This is a genomic window from Pseudomonas sp. SWI36 (genome assembly GCF_002948105.1).
Classification (GTDB): domain Bacteria; phylum Pseudomonadota; class Gammaproteobacteria; order Pseudomonadales; family Pseudomonadaceae; genus Aquipseudomonas; species Aquipseudomonas alloputida.
Genome location: NZ_CP026675.1, coordinates 4,955,953 through 4,972,103 on the forward strand (window position 1 = coordinate 4,955,953; position 16,151 = coordinate 4,972,103).

The 16,151-nt window shown below is 60.9% G+C and carries 13 protein-coding genes; 4 read left to right on the forward strand and 9 right to left on the reverse strand.

Translation table 11 applies throughout. The annotated features are described in order from the left end of the window. Genes tssK through tssB form a run of 8 tightly spaced genes read right to left on the reverse strand, consistent with a single transcriptional unit; the run spans position 1 to position 7,922 of the window. Entirely contained in the window at positions 1-1,338 is a 1,338-nt protein-coding gene (gene tssK / locus C4Q27_RS23625; protein ID WP_020191637.1) for a type VI secretion system baseplate subunit TssK, read from the reverse strand. A 55-nt stretch (positions 1,339-1,393) separates the two neighbouring features. Beyond that, complete coding sequence (tssJ, locus tag C4Q27_RS23630) at positions 1,394-2,191, reverse strand: type VI secretion system lipoprotein TssJ (protein ID WP_064491557.1); 798 nt, start codon at positions 2,189-2,191, stop codon at positions 1,394-1,396. Beyond that, positions 2,188-2,757, reverse strand: a complete 570-nt coding sequence (locus tag C4Q27_RS23635; protein ID WP_064491558.1) for an FHA domain-containing protein — start codon at positions 2,755-2,757, stop codon at positions 2,188-2,190. The genes tssJ and C4Q27_RS23635 overlap by 4 nt, the downstream gene beginning before the upstream one ends. Then, positions 2,754-3,770 (reverse strand): type VI secretion system baseplate subunit TssG, encoded by a 1,017-nt coding sequence (gene tssG / locus C4Q27_RS23640; protein ID WP_104887432.1) that lies wholly within the window; start codon positions 3,768-3,770, stop codon positions 2,754-2,756. The genes C4Q27_RS23635 and tssG overlap by 4 nt, the downstream gene beginning before the upstream one ends. Further along, positions 3,734-5,500 (reverse strand): type VI secretion system baseplate subunit TssF, encoded by a 1,767-nt coding sequence (gene tssF, locus C4Q27_RS23645; RefSeq protein ID WP_064491560.1) that lies wholly within the window; start codon positions 5,498-5,500, stop codon positions 3,734-3,736. Before tssF ends, tssG begins: the two co-directional genes overlap by 37 nt. 3 nt (positions 5,501-5,503) lie before the next feature. Then, positions 5,504-5,914, reverse strand: coding sequence for a type VI secretion system baseplate subunit TssE (gene tssE / locus C4Q27_RS23650; protein ID WP_064491561.1), 411 nt, complete (start codon positions 5,912-5,914; stop codon positions 5,504-5,506). Then, on the reverse strand, positions 5,911-7,401 hold the full coding sequence (gene tssC / locus C4Q27_RS23655; RefSeq protein WP_064491562.1) for a type VI secretion system contractile sheath large subunit: 1,491 nt from the start codon (positions 7,399-7,401) through the stop codon (positions 5,911-5,913). Before tssC ends, tssE begins: the two co-directional genes overlap by 4 nt. Before the next feature lie 17 nt (positions 7,402-7,418). Next, positions 7,419-7,922 (reverse strand): type VI secretion system contractile sheath small subunit, encoded by a 504-nt coding sequence (tssB, locus tag C4Q27_RS23660; RefSeq protein ID WP_064491563.1) that lies wholly within the window; start codon positions 7,920-7,922, stop codon positions 7,419-7,421. Positions 7,923-8,248: 326 nt separating this feature from the next. Between tssB and vasI the strand changes: the two genes are divergently transcribed. Genes vasI through tssM form a run of 3 tightly spaced genes read left to right on the forward strand, consistent with a single transcriptional unit; the run spans position 8,249 to position 13,967 of the window. After that, positions 8,249-8,899, forward strand: a complete 651-nt coding sequence (gene vasI / locus C4Q27_RS23665) for a type VI secretion system-associated protein VasI (protein ID WP_177410018.1) — start codon at positions 8,249-8,251, stop codon at positions 8,897-8,899. Next, positions 8,887-10,350 carry a type VI secretion system protein TssA gene (tssA, locus tag C4Q27_RS23670; protein WP_104887433.1) on the forward strand — a complete coding sequence of 488 codons (1,464 nt, stop codon included), beginning with the start codon at positions 8,887-8,889 and terminating at the stop codon, positions 10,348-10,350. Before vasI ends, tssA begins: the two co-directional genes overlap by 13 nt. Then, complete coding sequence (tssM, locus tag C4Q27_RS23675; RefSeq protein WP_064491565.1) at positions 10,347-13,967, forward strand: type VI secretion system membrane subunit TssM; 3,621 nt, start codon at positions 10,347-10,349, stop codon at positions 13,965-13,967. Before tssA ends, tssM begins: the two co-directional genes overlap by 4 nt. Positions 13,968-14,043: 76 nt before the next feature. On the opposite strand, the gene C4Q27_RS23680 is transcribed toward tssM, so the two are convergent. Continuing rightward, positions 14,044-15,897, reverse strand: coding sequence for an ABC transporter ATP-binding protein (locus C4Q27_RS23680; protein WP_064491566.1), 1,854 nt, complete (start codon positions 15,895-15,897; stop codon positions 14,044-14,046). Here C4Q27_RS23680 and C4Q27_RS29465 point away from each other — a divergent pair. Beyond that, the gene (locus C4Q27_RS29465) at positions 15,896-16,051 is read left to right on the forward strand and encodes a hypothetical protein (RefSeq protein WP_177410019.1); all 156 of its coding nucleotides are present in this window, start codon (positions 15,896-15,898) and stop codon (positions 16,049-16,051) included. The two genes, C4Q27_RS23680 and C4Q27_RS29465, sit on opposite strands and share 2 nt — an antisense overlap. Positions 16,052-16,151: the final 100 nt, after the last annotated feature.

Here is a 16,151-nt window from a genome sequence, read left to right on the forward strand (position 1 = left end):
TCACTCACTCCTGATCGCCCAGAACTGCAGTTCAAGCCCTGGGAAGTCGCCCGCAATGTGGATGCCGAAGCCATTCGCCTTGCTCATGCACGCCCAGGCCGGATCACGTCGGTCCAGCTCGAAGTAGCTGAAGCCCGCATGGAAGGGCAGGTCGCGGGGCGCCACGGGTAATGGCAACAAAGGGATGCCCGGCAATTGCAGCGGCACCAGGTCATTCAATGACTCAAGTGAGGTGATCTTGGCTTTCTGGATGAACATCTGGCGCAACGCCTGTGGTGGCAGGTCGGCGCGCACGGCGAGGATGAAGTCGGCTTCGTCGATCAGCCGGCGGTCTTCCAGCGTGGTCGTCATCACGCCGAATTGTTCGCTCTCCAGCGGCAGTGAAACAGCGCGCGGCCGCAAGACGGTGCTCAGAGACCGGCGCAAGGTGTCTTCCAGCGGTTTGAAGGAGGTGCGCAGTGCGGTGTGGTGATAGGCGGGGTACTCCTGCGGCAGCCTGTTCTGGTCGGTGAAGGTGACGAATTCGCCACAGGCCTGGCTCATGCACAGGTACAGCTGCTCGGGGTGCGTTTGCGCTTGCCTGGCCAGATGCTGGAAGCATGGCCACCAACGGTTCATGGCCTGCAGCAGGTTGAAGTCGCGAATGTCGGCGATCCCGGACTGGCCCGAGGCACCAATCCGCGTGGCGAGGCCGCGCGCCCGCTCGCGCAAGGTATGGGTGATTTCTTCAAGAAACCGCTGCAGCGCTGGCACCGCCCGCACCGAAACGCTGGTGGGGTAGAACGCTTCGTCCAGTTGCAGGCTGCCGTCGGGGCGCCGTTCCAGAATACGTGCCAGGGCCAGGCGGGTGTAGGCGCTGCTGTCTTCGGTCTTGCGTTTGAGCTGCAGGTTGGGCACCGCAAGGTCTACCTGCACCAGGTCACCGTCAGCGGTGTGGGTATCCTTGATTTCCTGTGCCTGGGCGGTATAGCGGAAATTGGCTGCATTGTCGGGCCAGCTCACTTCGCGGCCGCCATCGGTACGCAGCGGCAGGCACAGATACACCTCACTGTCTTGGCACGCGTCGTCGCCGATTTCCAGCGGCGGCGGTGGCGGAAGGTCGGCGGGAATGTCGAACACCGTGCCGTCCGGCATCACACCTCGCGCCCGGGTGATGGCGACTTTGCCCAGGCTCAGGTATTCGTCGTTCAACTGAAGTTCGCTGAAGCCGTAGAAGGCTGCATTGAGGCTGGCGAGGCGCTGGTGCAGGGCTGCTTCGCTGGCCCTTGTCGCCTGCTGGAAATGCTGTGGTTTGACGAACAGGCCTTCGGGCCAGAGAACGGGATTGCGTGAACTCATGGGCGCTCCGTGTCAGCGTGAGTAAGCAGGAAGGGCAAAGGGTGTTGAGGTGCCATCAGTCTTCTTCCTTGAGCACGATGTGCGTGTCGTTGACCAACACCGACAGCATGATCTGGCGGCCACGCGGCGGAATGCGCAGTACTTGCCGCCAACTGGCGTTTTCATGGCCTCGGTAGTCGGCAATCACCGCGACGAAGCGGGTTTCGGCGTGGATGGGTTCGAACGGGATGTACTTGAACTGGCCAGGGCGCAGCAGGTAGTCGTCACTACGGATATAGGTACTGCGCAGCGCCTTGGCCGGGTCCTGCTCCAGTAGCTGGTACACGGTGTTGCGCAGCAGTGAGTCGTCGCGCAGTTGCAGGATCGTGATGGCAATGGGCGTGGCGACCAGCGCTGAGGCAACGCTTGTGGTGCGCGGCAAGGTCAACGCCACCTGAGGGTCGTCGTAGCTGCCGGGGCCGCTTTCTTCCAGGGGCGAGCGAGCCGGGTCGCTTTCGTCTCCTTCGTCCAGCTCGACGGGGGACATGGCCGGGAATTGCGCTTGCAGGTATTCGAACAGAACCCCGATTTTTTCGGTCAACGCATAGGGGTCGCCAGCACTCAGGGTCACAGCGTAGGGGCTGGGCTCCAGGGCGCGATCCTGATCGGCTGCGACGTCAAGGCTGTCCGGATTGCCGTTGAGGGTAGGGCTGGCATTGATGCTGAATGCGACCTCGGTCGGGTGATCCTTGGGCGGCCCGATGGGCAACGAGTGGTCCATGGCCACCTGGCTCATTCTGCTCAAAGAGGTGCAGCCGGCGGGGCCGACCAGCGCAAGCAGCAGGGGGGCGAGCAGAAGTGGATGAGGCTTCATGGGTATGCTCCGGCAATCAGGCGCTGCAGCGGGTTTTCTCGGAGTGCCCCTTCACCGTCTGCTGCGTCCAGCGCTGCCAGAGGGTCGTTCCCCATGGCTGCTTTGAAGACCGAGCAGATCTCGACGGCTGGTTGGGGGGCAGAAGGCTGTGCCGGCCAAGCGGGTGCAGGCGCTTCGGCTATCAGGCGGTCGAGCACCCTCGGGTCCGGGTTGAACAGGTCCTCCAGCGAGCGTGTGCAGGCCTGATCCTGGGAGTACTGAACCTGTAGGCGATAGGCACCAATGAGAAGCTGGTCACCCTCAACCAGGCGCCTGGGTGGAAGCGGCCCCAGGCTGTTGGCACTGCCATTGACGTAGGTGCGGTGGCAGTGGTCGATCACACAGAAGCTGCCCTCGATCCAGCGGATTTCGCAGTGGATGGGCGCAACGGCCTGATCGCGGTCATTGATTCGCCAGTTTGCTCGCCCGCTGCCGATGGTGCCGCCCTTGCAGTCGAACAGGTGCCGAGCAGTAACGCCGTGCTGCAGTTGGTCGAGGTTGGTGATGCTCAAGGTGACTGTGCTCATGAGCGCCCCCGGAAGCGTACAACCGGGCTGATCTGGCCATGCCGGTCGTCGACGAAGCTGGTCCAGCCCAGATAGGCACCCTGGCTGCGGTGCAAGCAGAAGGGTGACAACGCGCTCTGCTTGAGGCGCAGCTCCAGGTCATAGGCCAGCCCGTCACGCAGCAGAAAGTCGATCAGTGCGCGCAAACGGCCGAAGTTGATGCCGCTGGGCAGCAAGTCCCGCAGCTGCTTCTGGTCGAGTTCGCTGATCACGATGGTGAACTTGCTGCTGCGGGTGCGCGTGCGGCTGCCAATCATGAACGTGCTGCCCAGCTGGCCGTTGGTCCGCCCCAGGCTTGCAAGCTGCCTGGACGGCGTGACGACTGATCGCGTCTCGAACTCGCGGATGTGCACCTGCTTGAGGTCGAAGCAGTGCGCAATGATGCCGGCCACAGTGCCCGGCGCACGGCTGCGGCTGGCGATTACGCCGGCAAAACTGAGCAGGCGGCTCCAGGGCAGCGCCGTGTCCCCTCGCAACTGCTTGTCGTTAAGCCCCAGCAGGGCAAACATGTACTGCGAGAACCCGTCACTGGCACCTGGCTGGAAGCGGATGTAATAGCGGTACTTGCGCCAGATACGGTGCAACAGGCTGAGCAGGTAGTGGTTGAAGAAGTCGAAGAAGGCCGGCCGTACACCGATGCCATGCGCATGTTCATACGCCACCTGTTCCAGATAATAGGTGGGCAATGGCGAATCGGTGCCGTGCAACCCCAGGAACGTGGCAACGACGCGGTAGCGCTCGTCCTCAGCGGGCATTCGCTGGGCTTTGTACACGTCCGATACAGGGAAGGTCAGCCGTGGGTCGCAGGCCAGGCGCATGCGCAACCGGGTGGCCTCGTCCGGCCAACGCGGTTCCAGGTTATCGCCATGCAGCCCGTGCAACCGCTCCAGCAACTGGAAGAAGTTGTACTGGTGCGCTTTGCAGAGCAGCTTGTCGGCTAGATCAGCGGTTGCTTGCCGGTCTGTATTGGCCATGTGTAGTGCTCGTTATTGGTGGTGTTGATCACTTCCAGCTGGTGGAAGGAATTGATGCTGGCGTACAGGGCGAAGAAATGAGCGAGCACACAGCTGAACAGGTACAAGTCGCCTTCGCAGAGGAAGGCGGACTGGTCCAGTTTCAGCAGGGTGTGCAGGCCGCGAATGGGTTGCCCCTTGATCAGCCAATCCATGGGCTGCGTATGAATGTCGCGCATACCCTCCAGGCGTTTACGGGTGGTGCGAGCCTGCTGGATGTCGTGCAGGGCCATGAAGTCATAGGCGCGGATCACCGCTTTCAGCGGCTCTACCGAGAGCATGGACAGGTAGTTGAGCGACATGTTGGAGATCAACGCCCACTGCAACTGGCCGTCCAGCACCGGGCGACAGGGGCGGGTGGGGGTACAGAGATTGGTGTAGGTGGCCAGCGGCGGCGTAAGTTCGCTCAGGACGTTGATGTCATCCACGCCTAGCGCCAGCGGTAGGTCCCGATTGGTGCAGGTGAGGTCGATGGACGCGGTTTCCAGCTCGCCTATGTAGCTGTTGGCGTCGGCGCGGACGAAGGCGATTTGATGCATGACGCCATTGCCGTGCAGGCACTCTTCCAGCTGGCAGCGGTAATACAGCGCCGTGCGCCCCTGGACGTGCTCGATTTCATGGGCGAAGGACTCGAAGGGACGGAAGGTCCGAAGGTGCTCACCGGTGTTACCGTCAGTCGTCGTTCGGGTGCTGATCACCTGGTCGACACTGAAGATTTCGTAGCCGTGCGGCGCTGTGCCCTTGGGCTTCAGTGGAACCATGGCGTCCTTGCCGGACAGGTCGATGGGCTCGGCGCTGTGCTGGAACAGGTTGACCGCAGGTGCGCAGAACAGGTTGAAATCTGCTTTGCCGACACGCAGCGAGTCGGGTAGCTGGCGCGTGAAGTGAAATTCAAGGTTTACCTGCTGGCTGTCATGAGCTGGCCAGATCTTTTCCAGGCCGGTAACGCTGAAAAAGTGGAAGCGTTGAGGGAACGCGAAGTACTCCTGCAGGATGCGATAGCCATCAAAGACGTTCTGTGGGTAAGGCAGCAAGGCGTCGTTGGGGCTGAACCCTGGGAATGTGATGCTGTTTGCCGGCAGCCGACGAACCTCGCCATTGATGGTCACGCTGACATCCTTGAGGTATTGAGAAACCCACAGATAAAGCGTGCGCGCGGTTCGAGCATCGCCGCTGAGGTAAAAGTCGAGGCTGGTACAGCCCAGGCTGTTCAACGGCCGCTCGACCAGTGATTGCAGGCTGATGCAGATCACAGAACTATCGGATGTCTGGGTGGCTGCGACCGTGTCGATCTCGAACGGATGAATGTTGACCGCTGTACAGGTGCGGAACTCGCAGGCCACGCCGTCTACCGGTTTCGAGAACAGCCGCGACCCCTTTGGGATGCGCTGTGACTGGCTGAGGGATTGCCTCACCGGGCTGAACTTGATGATCGTCGCGCTGGGCAGCGGCCGCAGGTAGTTCGGCCACAGCAACTGCAGCATGGGATGGGTCAGCTCTGGCAAGTCGTCTTCCAGCTTCAGCCGTAGCTTGGCGGTCAGGAACGCAAAGGCTTCCATCAGGCGTTCGACATCGGGGTCGCTGGCACCTTTGCCAAGCAACCGCGCGAGTTGTGGGTTTTCCTTGGCAAAGTCGTTCCCCAGTTCGTGCAGGTAACGCAGTTCTTCGCTGAAACTGTCTCTCAGTGACATCGGTCACCTCACTCGCGTGTAGCGATTGTGGCCATCGACCAGCAGCTCGAGTTGCAGCTGCTCTGCGTGGTTGTTGACCTGTACCAGGCAATCCAGCCTGAAATGCAGCTCCAGCGGGGCATGGGTATCGGGCACTGCGTTGAGCGTGCGTACCTGTATGCGCGGCTCGAAGCGCTGGAGGCTGCGACGGATATCCGCGCTCACCTGCACAAGCAAGTCGCCGTTGCTCACGTCATGCCCATTGAAGTCGCGCAGGCCCAGCTCAGGGCTGCTCTGGGAGCACCCCTGGCGGGCATTCAGCAGCGTTTCGAGGTGGCGCTTGATGGCGGCGAACTTGTGGGAAGCGCTCTCGCGTCGGGAGGCCTCCCGGCGGGTGCACTGGTCCACCATCAGGCGATCAAAAAGACCACTCATTGCGTATCGAGCCGCCCGACCAGAGAAATCTCGAAGTTCGCGCCCATGTACTTGAAGTGCGGGCGTACGGCGAGCGAAACCTGGTACCAGCCCGGGTCACCCGCAACATCCGAGACCTCAATACGGGCGGCACGCAGCGGCCGGCGGCTGCGAACGTCGGCAGACGGGTTCTCCTGGTCGGCGACGTACTGCTTGATCCATTTGTTCAGCTCGGACTCAAGGTCACGGCGCTCTTTCCAACTGCCGATCTGCTCGCGCTGCAGCACCTTGATGTAGTGGGCGAGCCGGTTGACGATGAACAGGTAGGGCAACTGGGTACCCAGCTTGTAGTTGGTCTGTGCCTGAAGCCCCTCAGGGGTTTTCGGGAAGTGCTTGGGCTTTTGTACCGAGTTGGCGGAGAAGAACGCGGCGTTGTCGCTGTCTTTGCGCATGGTCAGGGCGATGAAGCCCTCTTCGGCCAGTTCGAATTCCTTGCGGTCGGATATCAGCACCTCGGTAGGGATCTTGGCCTGCAACTGGCCCAGGGATTCGTACAGGTGGACCGGCAAGTCTTCGACGGCACCGCCCGATTGGGGGCCGATGATGTTCGGGCACCAGCGGTAGCGGGCGAAGCTGTCGTTGATGCAACTGGCTAACAGAAAAGCAGAATTGCCCCACAGGTAGTTGTCGTGCTGCCCGGCGATGTCTTCGTTGTAGTTGAAGCTCTCGATCGGTTGTTCCTGCGGGTGGTAAGCGGAGCGAAGCATGAAGCGCGGCCCGGTCAGGGCGACGTGGCGGGCGTCTTCGCTTTCACGAAAAGCGCGCCACTTGGCATGCCGAGGGCCGGCGAAGAGGTCTTTTATTTCCTTGAGGTTAGGCAGCTCCTCGAAGCTGTTCAAATTGAAGAATTCGGGGGCAGGTGCAGCAAGAAAAGGGGCATGGGACATGGCGCCAACGGAGGCCATGTAACTTAGCAACTTGATGTCAGGGGAAGAGGGGCCGAAGTTGTAGTTGCCTACCATTGCCGCAACCGGCTCTCCCCCGAATTGGCCATAACCCGCGGTGTATACATGCTTGTAGATACCGCTGCAGGTAATGTCGGCAGCATTTTCGAAGTCGTCGAGCAGGTCCTCTTTAGTGACATGCAAGACTTCAAGCTTGATGTTCTCCCTGAAGTCCGTGCGGTCGACCAGAAGTTTCAGGCTGCGCCACGATGATTCAAGCTGCTGGAACTCAGGCTGATGCAGTATGGCATCCATCTGTTTGCCGAGCATTCGGTCGATTTCGGCAATCATCTGGTCGGCTCGGTGTTTGTTGATCAGTTGATCCGGGTCATTGCTCTTGAGGATTTCGGCGATGAAGGCAGATACGCCCTGCCTGGCAATCTGGTAGCCCTCCTGAGCAGGCACCAGCTTGGTTTCTGCCATGATCTGGTCGAGCAAGGTGGCATTGCTCAATGTGTCGGCCGTTGCGTCTGTGGTGATGGCGGTGCTGCTTGGCTTGGGCATGTGGACGCTCCATTGTCTCAATCTTGTTCTGGCGCCTCGAGCACCAGGTCCAGTTCTTGGGCGAGCTGCTTACGCGCCTGCTCGTTGTTAAGCAGGTGCTGCAATTGCTTGCGGAAGGCCGGGACGTTACCCAGCGGGCCTTTCAGGGCGACCAGTGCTTCGCGCAGCGCCAGCAGCTTGTTCAGCTCGGGCACCTGGCGCGCGATCCGGTCCGGCCCGAAATCGTTGATGGACCTGAACTGCAGGTAGACGGCCAGCTCGGTATCCGGGGCGGTGCCAAGCCTGGACGGTACCGTTACGTCCAGGCTCACGTTGGCGTCGTTCAACACGCTGTTGAATGTATGTTTATCGATGCGCATGACCTGACGGTCCTCAAGCGCACGGTTGTCATCCAGGCCGAAGTCGCCCAGCACCAGCATCTTGTGCGGCAGCTCCACCTCAGCCTGCTCATCGCTGGTAGCGGGGACATACTTGATATTGACGCGTTCTTTCGGCGCAACGGATCCCGTATTGTTAGACATCGGTACGCAACTCCCTGTTGGGCTGTAGGATGTTCAGGTGCTAGTTGTGTTTATTGTTGTCTCGGTCTTGTAGGAAGATTCCCACATATGATTAATGGGTTGGGTTATTTGTCCGTTCCCTATGAAAACGATGCGCGGAAGAGTGGTCTTTGGTCGAGCATTAAGATGTAAATAAATATTTGTTTGTGTGCATTCGGTACTGTGTAATAGGCTTCTGCTGGATTTGTTTTAATTGGTCGCACGGACGCATAGGCATTGCTATCTATTTGTAGGAAAGTTCTTTGCGCAATATAGGCCATTTGTACTATTCAGAGAGTAAATTCAGGATGATTAACCGCTGTGCATATGGCGCCGGTCTCTCGTTGCTGTTTTGTCTGCAGCCGGTGCTGGCAGGCTCCACGCGGGACTGTCCCCGGATCGTGTCCAACGTCGAGCGACTGGCCTGTTTCGATCAGGCTGCTGGCACCCCGGCGTACACGCCAAAGCGGCAGTGGTCTGCACCGGAGCAGCAGGCCCCCACTGTGTTACGGGTGATGGCAAATGAAGCTGAACGGGCACCGGATGACCTGACGTTTCGCATCGGGAGCCAGCCCCAGGACGGGGCAGGCGCACCAGCGCTTGTGATTTCGGCGCCCGCCATCGCATCGGGTGATGAACGTGCCTACATGGCAATCAGTTGCATCCAGGCCATCTCCCGGCTACAGCTGATTGCCAGGCGTCCGATCGAAGCAAGCTGGGTCAAGGTACGCCTGAGCGGGGAGGGCTGGTCTACCCGTGAGACCCCCTGGCAGGTGATGGAGAACGGTCAAGTGCTCGATGCCGGGCGGGGCCTGCCCGCCATAGAGCAGGTCAGGAAGCTGATCGGTGCCCAGCGTATCGAGGTTGTGAGTGATCACGGCGAGGTCGACGGGCTGACCTTCGATGCGCAAGGCCTGGACCCCTTGATCAGCCGGGCGCGGAGCACATGTCGGTGGTAGCGCAGGTATCCGGGGAAGAGGTCGCTCGGTTGCTCGCGCCGATTGATCCGGCAGTTCCGGCTGGCCTGTTCGATGTCGAGGACGAAACCTATCAGGCCATTGATCAGGAGATGGTCAAGCTGGGTGGGCTGCAGGAAGCCTCGATCGACTGGGTCTACATCGAAGACGCGTCCCGTCAGTACCTGAGCCAGCAATGCAAGCACTTGCGAATCGTTGCGCACCTGAGTGCCGCATGGTTGCGTAGCGGCTGCTGGGAGCAGTGGGGATGCACCTTGGCGTTGCTGGCCGGCATGCTCGAGTGCTATTGGGAGGCCGCTCATCCCAAGCCGGGACCGAAAGGCTTCCTGGGCAAGCGCAAGCTGGTTGCCCTGGTGATCGATCGCTTGGCCGAGGCGCTCCCGCGTCTTGATCGTTTTACCTACACCCCGACCCACGCAGCGGCAGCGCAGGCTGCCTTGAAACGTTTGCAACAACAGGAAACGGGGCAGCTGGACACGGCAGCACTGGGCGAACTTGAGCGCCTGCTAGGCAAATACTCGGAACTTGCCAGCGGTGGCGGCGAGGCTGCTGTGCCCAAAGCGCCGGCTGCAACCGAGAAGCCTGCACCGTTGGCCGATGTCATCGCCACACCCGTGTCACGCATGTCGATGGGCAATGAGCGTGAGACACGCCGGGCCGTGCTGTCCATGGCCGAGCTCATCAACCAGCAGGACCCTTACGACGCTACCGGCTACCAGTTACGGCGTTTCGGTTTGTGGGCGCACATTCAGGTTGCTCCCCAAGTCAGGCAGGGCAACCGTACGGAATTGATGGCGGTTCCGCTGGATATCACGCGGGTCTATGAAGAGGCCATAGCCAGTCAGGTGGTTGACCCCGCCTTGCTGCAGCGCATTGAAAAGAGCCTGACGGCTTGCCCCTTCTGGATTCGCGGCAGCTTTCTGGCTGCGACCGTCGCCACACAGCTGGCGATGTGCGAGGTGGCCGAGGCCATCCGTTGTGCCACCGCCCGGTTTGTACAGCGTATGCCTTCGCTGCAGCAGTTGTGCTTCAGCGACGGGCTGGTATTTGTCGACGACCAGTGCCTGGCCTGGCTCAAGGGCACGCAATGGCCGTCAGGCCAAGGTGCAACCCCCCAGGAGTTCAGCGGCCTGCGCGAGGAGCTGGTCAGCCAGCTGGAAACCGGTGGCGTAGAACCGCTGCTCCTTCGGCTGCAAGGGTTGCAAGCGGGCTTTCGTGCTCCCCGTGAGCGTTGCCACACCACGGTGATTGCAGCCGATCTGCTGGCCGCGCGGGGCGTGTCCTGGCTGGCCCAGGACCTGTGCGCCAGCGTTGCCCGAACCATGCAGCAAACCACCGCCAGTGCGTGGGAGCCCGAGGTATTTCAGCGGCTTCAGCAGTACGCCGCATCCCCAGCGCTGGCAGTTCAAGACAAGGATCAGGAGCCTCGATGAATCAAATATGGACGCAACTCAAACGTTGGGGCTTGCCGTGGGTAACGCGCATTGGCCTGGCACTGCCGCTGCTGCTCGGGCTTGGCGCCTTGCTGATGCTGGTCGCTATCTGGTGGCTAGGCCCGCAATGGACGTGGCGTGAGCAGCAGCCGCTGGCAAGTGTGGCTCATCGCAGCGTGGCAAGCCTGGTGCTCGTGCTGGTGCCGCTTCTGTGCTGGCTTGGGGTGCTGCGCACGCGCTTTCGCCGCCTGCAAGCGGAGCGCCGCCAGGCACTGGCCGCCGAACAGGATGTCGCGCTACCGTTCGTGCAGGCGCAAGAGCGGGCCTTGAGCCAGGGGCTTGAGCGGTACCTCGACAATGCCGGTGGGCGACGCGCGTTGTACCGGCTGCCCTGGTACCTGGTGTTGGGCGACGAACAGTCCGGTAAAAGCAGCTTCATCGACCGCACCGATCAGCGCTTTACCCTGACGCGTATCGACCAGGCCCAGGCACGGGGCCGACAGGCTGAAGCACTGGCCTACCCGGTAGGCTGGTGGGTCAGCGACGATGCCGTGATCATCGACCCGCCCGGTGTTTTCATCAGTCAAAAACCGCCGGCGGGCTCGGCGGCCAACGCCCCCTACGAAGCCTCCGCGCCGCCCGGCATCCAGGCCCGGTTGTGGGAGCACCTGTTGGGCTGGCTGCAGCGTAAGCGAAGCCAGCGGGCGCTCAATGGTGTGTTGCTGGTGGTCGACCTGCCGGCGCTGCTGCATGGCAAGCCCGAGCAGCGCGTCGCGCTGGCCCATGGGTTGCGCACACGCCTTTACGAAGTGAGCAGTCAGTTGGGGGCGCGCCTGCCGCTGTACGTGGTACTGACCAAATTCGATCTGCTGGACGGCTTCGACCAGTTCTACAGCCAGCTTCCGGCCGCCAAGCGTGAAAGCCTGTTGGGGTTCACCTTCAAGCTGGATGCGGTTGACGCGTTCGACGCCTGGCTGGATGAGTATGACGAGCACTACGGGCGGCTTCTCACCCAATTGCAGGAGCAGGTCATCGACCGGCTGGATGTACTGGGCAAGACAGCGCCGTGCGGTCGCCTGTTCTCACTGCATGCACAGTTGATCGGGTTGCGCCCCATACTGCAGGCATTCTTGCGCGAAACCTTGGCGAGTGACCGGTTCACCACGCCACCCTTGGTACGTGGTGTGTACTGGTCGTCAGTGGTACAGCAAGGCGACATGCGCAATGCCTTTGTCCGTGAAGCGGCACAGCCCTACACGACGAAGCTGCCCCTGCGTGAAGGTAAAGCACAGGGGAAGGCGTTGGTCTATTTCATCCAGCAAGCATTCAGGCGGGTTATCTATCAGGAAGCCGGGCTGGCGGGTGACAATGTTCGGGTTGCGCGCAGCAAGCGCCACTTGCTGTGGGTGGGCTCTGGTGTAGGCATCCTGGCGTTCAGTATCGCCGTTGCCAGCTGGCAGCGTTACGCCGACATCAATGGCGCCAAGGCTGCCAGTGTGCTCGCCAAAAGCCAGGAGTACAGCGGTCACGAAGTCGATATGCGTCTTGATCCGACCGGGCGCAACCTGCTGGCGCCACTGGACCAGATTCGCGATGCGGTGTCGGTGTTTGGCGACTATCGTGCGGCCTGGCCGGTGGTTGCCGATTTTGGCTTGTATCAAGGGCGCAACATTGGTCCCTTGGTTGATGAGGCGTACCTCAGCTTGTTGTCTAAACGTTTCTTGCCGGCCTTGGCCAGTGGTGTGATCGATGCCATGAATGCAGCACCCCCTGGCAGCGAGCAACAAATGGCCGCGCTCAGGGTTTACCGGATGATCGAGGACCGTAACAGCCGCCGGCCCGAATGGGTCGAGGACTGGATGGCCCGTCAGTGGCAGCGGGCCTTTCCTGGCCAGGGGCAGTTGCAGCGTGACCTCATGCAGCACCTGAAATACGCCTTGGCCTATGCCGATACCGATTTGCCGCAGTACCGCCAGCGGGTCAGCGAAGTGCAGCAGGGGCTGCGCAAATTGCCGTTGCCACAGCGGGTCTATGCAGGGCTGAAACAACAGTCGTACCAGCAGTTGCACGCCGGGCTGGACCTGCGCCACCAGGTAGGGCCTGCGTTCGATGTGGTGTACCAGCCGTCTTCCGGGGCCAGGCAAGGGGATGAGGATGTACGGCTGGCCGCCATGCTCACCGCCAAAGGCTTCAGGGAATACTTCGAGCCGCACAGCCAACGCTTCGCTGAAATGGCGATGGTTGATCAATGGGCATTGGGGGAGCGCAGTCAACTCGACTATTCGGACGTCGACCGCGATGCGCTGACCGAGCGGCTGTATAACCTCTACAGCGCCGATTACATTGACAGCTGGCGGCGCGCCCTGAACGCTTTTACGGTGGCTGACTTCCGTGATCTGGACCATGGTGTCGCGATCCTGGAGCAGTTGACCGGCCCCGCAGCACCGTTGCAACGGCTGCTGGATACGGTCAGGGATAACACCTCGCTTGCGCCTCCAGCAGCTGTTGAAGCATCGGGTGAGCTGAGTACGCTGCGCGTAGCAACCGGAAAACCCGAGCAACAGCAAGCGTTGGCCATCCAGCGGGCGTTTGCAGGCTTGGGCGCCATGCTGCAGGCGACAGGAGAAAAGCCGAGCTACTACGATGAAACCCTTGGCGCTGTTGCGGCCGTGCTGGACTACGCCAAGGCCGTACAAGACAGCCCGGACCGCGGCAAGGCCGCGTTGCAAGCCGTGCATCAGCGCTTTGCGATGACAGGGCAGGACCCGATCGGCACCCTGCAACGTATTGCCACAGGTTTACCGGAGCCTATCAGCCACCAGGTCAGAAAGCTCGCCGACCAGACTGCCCAGGTGCTGAACGTTGAAGCACTGCGCGAACTGGAGCGACGTTGGGATGCTGACGTGTACAGTTTTTTCCAGCAACGCCTGGCAGGCCGCTACCCCTTTGTGGTGAAGGCACCCGATGCTTCTTTGGATGACTTCGAGGCGTTCTTCGGGCCGAAAGGGCGCCTGCAGCAGTTTAATGATCGGTATCTCAAGGTTTTCCTGAAGGACAACCTTGAGGCCTTGCAGTCCGCTCAGCACGGGCAATCCCTGATTCGTGCCGACGTGATCGAGCAGCTCGAGCTGGCGGATCGCATCCGCGAAACCTTCTTCGATCAGCGTGGCAAGCTGAGTGTGCAGTTCAGCATCGAGCCCTTGGGGCTCAGTGCGAACCAGCGTACCAGCCTGCTGGACCTGGATGGCCAGTTGATTGCCTACACCCATGGGCCAAGCCATATCACGGGTATTGTCTGGCCCAATACCTTGGGGCAGCAGGTCCGCAGCAATCTCACCTTGCTAAGGCAAAATGGCAACAGCAGCAGCCTGGAGTACCGTGGCCCGTGGTCGATGTTTCGCTTGCTCAGCCGCGGCGCGCTCAATGGCCGGACGGCGACCAGCGTGGACCTGAGCTTCAGGACCGGAGATGGCGTGATGCGCTATCGGCTTAACGCTGAAAAAGCCTTCAATCCCATTACCCAGCAACCTTTCAAAGGTTTCCGCTTGCCCCGAGGCTTGTTGCAACAGCCAGCCAGTGTGGTGCAGGCGGTGCTACCGGATGGGCAGCGACCATGAGCATCGTCAGGGGCGCAGTTCATTGACTGGGCAGGCTTTCGAAGCCTGGGTATGCGCTGGCTGCCCCGGCCTCTGCTTACTCCACAGCCTCGGCTACGCCCCGATCCTCACCCAGGAACCCGCCACTCTGATGCTGCCACAACCGTGCATAGGTACCCTTTTTCGCCAACAGTTCGGCATGGGTGCCTTGCTCGATGATGCGCCCTTCATCCATCACGATCAGCCGGTCCATGGCGGCGATCGTCGACAACCGGTGGGCGATGGCAATAACGGTCTTGCCTTGCATCATTTCATCCAGGCTCTCCTGAATGGCCACCTCCACCTCCGAGTCCAGCGCGCTGGTGGCTTCGTCAAGCAGGAGGATCGGTGCGTTCTTCAGCATCACCCGGGCAATTGCAATGCGCTGGCGTTGGCCGCCAGACAGCTTGATGCCGCGTTCACCCACCAGGGTGTCGTAACCGCTGTTGCCCTGGCGGTCGCTGAGCTGGCTGATGAAACCATCGGCCTGGGCACTGGCCGCAGCGGCACGGATCTGTGCTTCGGTAGCATCGGGGCGGCCATAGGCAATGTTGTCGCGAATCGAACGGTGCAACAGCGAGGTGTCCTGAGTGACCATGCCGATGGCGCTGCGCAGGCTATCCTGCGTGACCTTGGCGACGTTCTGGCCGTCGATGCGTATTTCCCCCTTGTCCACGTCGTAGAAGCGCAGCAGCAGGTTGATCAAGGTGGACTTGCCGGCGCCGGAGCGGCCGACCAGGCCGACTTTTTCGCCCGGACGGATGTGCAGCGTCAGCTCATTGAGCACCTGGCGCTCGCCGTTGTAGTTGAAGCTGACCTTGTCGAAACTCACCGCGCCACCCGTGGTTACCAGCTCTGCAGCACCCGGCACATCCTGCACCTTGGGGCCGCGGGTGAGGGTGGCCATACCGTCCTGCACGGTGCCGATGTTTTCGAACAGCGAGGTAATTTCCCACATGATCCAGTGCGACATACCGTTGACGCGCAAGGCCATGGCGGTAATCGCTGCCACGGCCCCGGTGCCGACCTGGCCCTGGTGCCACAGCCACAGTGCGTAGCCACCGGCACCAAAGATCAAGCCCACCACCAACGCCTGGTTGACGATTTCGAACTGGCTCACCAGGCGCATCTGGCGAAAACCGGTCTGCTTGAAATCTTCCATGGCTGCGCGCGCAAAGTGCGCTTCGCGGTTGGAGTGCGAAAACAGTTTTACCGTGGTGATGTTGGTGTAAGCGTCAGAAACCCGCCCGGTCATCGACGACCGGGCATTGGCCTGCTCCTGCCCGACCTTGCCCAGCCGGGGGACGAAATACAGCATGGCCAAGCCGAACAGCACGACCCAGGCAATGAAGGGCAGCATCAGTTTCAGGGCAAAGCCGCCGGCCAGGGCAATGATCGCGATGAAATACACGCCAATCCCGGGCAGGATTTCAATGAGTGTAAACAGCACATCGCGTACTGCCAGCGCCGTCTGCATCACCTTGGTAGTGACCCGGCCAGAAAACTCGTCAGAAAAGAACGATAAGCTCTGGCGCAACATCAGGCGGTGAAAATCCCAACGCAGCCGCAGCGGCAGGTTGATCGCCAGCACCTGGTGCTGAACCATGGTGCGCAGCGCCACCAGCCCGATGCTGACCACCAGGACGATGCCGATCCCCCACAGCACACGGCTTTCCTCGGGGCCAACAGTACCGCCTGCCTGCCAGGACGCGAGCAGGTCGACCACCTGGCCCAGGAACGCGAATAGCCAGGCTTCGTATATCGACACCCCGGCACTGAGCAGCGCCAGCGCCAGGATGTAGCCACGGGCGCCGCGGGTACAAGCCCACATGAAGCGCAACAGGCCAACGGGCGGCGGTGGTACCTCGTCGGGTGGGAAGGGGTCGAGCCGACGTTCAAAGATACGCAGCATGCTTGTCTCCGGTAAACGGTTCTCGCTTGGCCAATGCCCTGTCGGCTTGCCTTTGGCGACTTTTGTTTTTAACCCGGAAAAGGTCGGCCTTGGGGTGTTTGTTAACAAACCTTTGCAACTCATTACATTTCAGATTGATTTCATTCTGCCTTGATGCTGTATAATTGACGCAACCTTGTGTCTACCATAATTTTTGTCGTTTTTTTGACATGAGTCATAAAGCGTCAGCAGAGGATGTGACACATTCCGCCTTC

Excerpts from the sequence above, each read along its gene's own strand:
- tssC (WP_064491562.1), bottom strand. The coding sequence starts at position 7,401 with ATGCCCAAGCCAAGCAGCACCGCCATCACCACAGACGCAACGGCCGAC.
- tssF (WP_064491560.1), bottom strand. The coding sequence starts at position 5,500 with ATGTCACTGAGAGACAGTTTCAGCGAAGAACTGCGTTACCTGCACGAA.
- C4Q27_RS29465 (WP_177410019.1), top strand. The coding sequence starts at position 15,896 with ATGCTTGTCTCCGGTAAACGGTTCTCGCTTGGCCAATGCCCTGTCGGC.
- tssE (WP_064491561.1), bottom strand. The coding sequence starts at position 5,914 with ATGAGTGGTCTTTTTGATCGCCTGATGGTGGACCAGTGCACCCGCCGG.
- tssJ (WP_064491557.1), bottom strand. The coding sequence starts at position 2,191 with ATGAAGCCTCATCCACTTCTGCTCGCCCCCCTGCTGCTTGCGCTGGTC.
- C4Q27_RS23635 (WP_064491558.1), bottom strand. The coding sequence starts at position 2,757 with ATGAGCACAGTCACCTTGAGCATCACCAACCTCGACCAACTGCAGCAC.
- tssK (WP_020191637.1), bottom strand. The coding sequence starts at position 1,338 with ATGAGTTCACGCAATCCCGTTCTCTGGCCCGAAGGCCTGTTCGTCAAA.
- tssG (WP_104887432.1), bottom strand. The coding sequence starts at position 3,770 with ATGGCCAATACAGACCGGCAAGCAACCGCTGATCTAGCCGACAAGCTG.
- tssB (WP_064491563.1), bottom strand. The coding sequence starts at position 7,922 with ATGTCTAACAATACGGGATCCGTTGCGCCGAAAGAACGCGTCAATATC.
- vasI (WP_177410018.1), top strand. The coding sequence starts at position 8,249 with ATGATTAACCGCTGTGCATATGGCGCCGGTCTCTCGTTGCTGTTTTGT.
- C4Q27_RS23680 (WP_064491566.1), bottom strand. The coding sequence starts at position 15,897 with ATGCTGCGTATCTTTGAACGTCGGCTCGACCCCTTCCCACCCGACGAG.
- tssM (WP_064491565.1), top strand. The coding sequence starts at position 10,347 with ATGAATCAAATATGGACGCAACTCAAACGTTGGGGCTTGCCGTGGGTA.
- tssA (WP_104887433.1), top strand. The coding sequence starts at position 8,887 with ATGTCGGTGGTAGCGCAGGTATCCGGGGAAGAGGTCGCTCGGTTGCTC.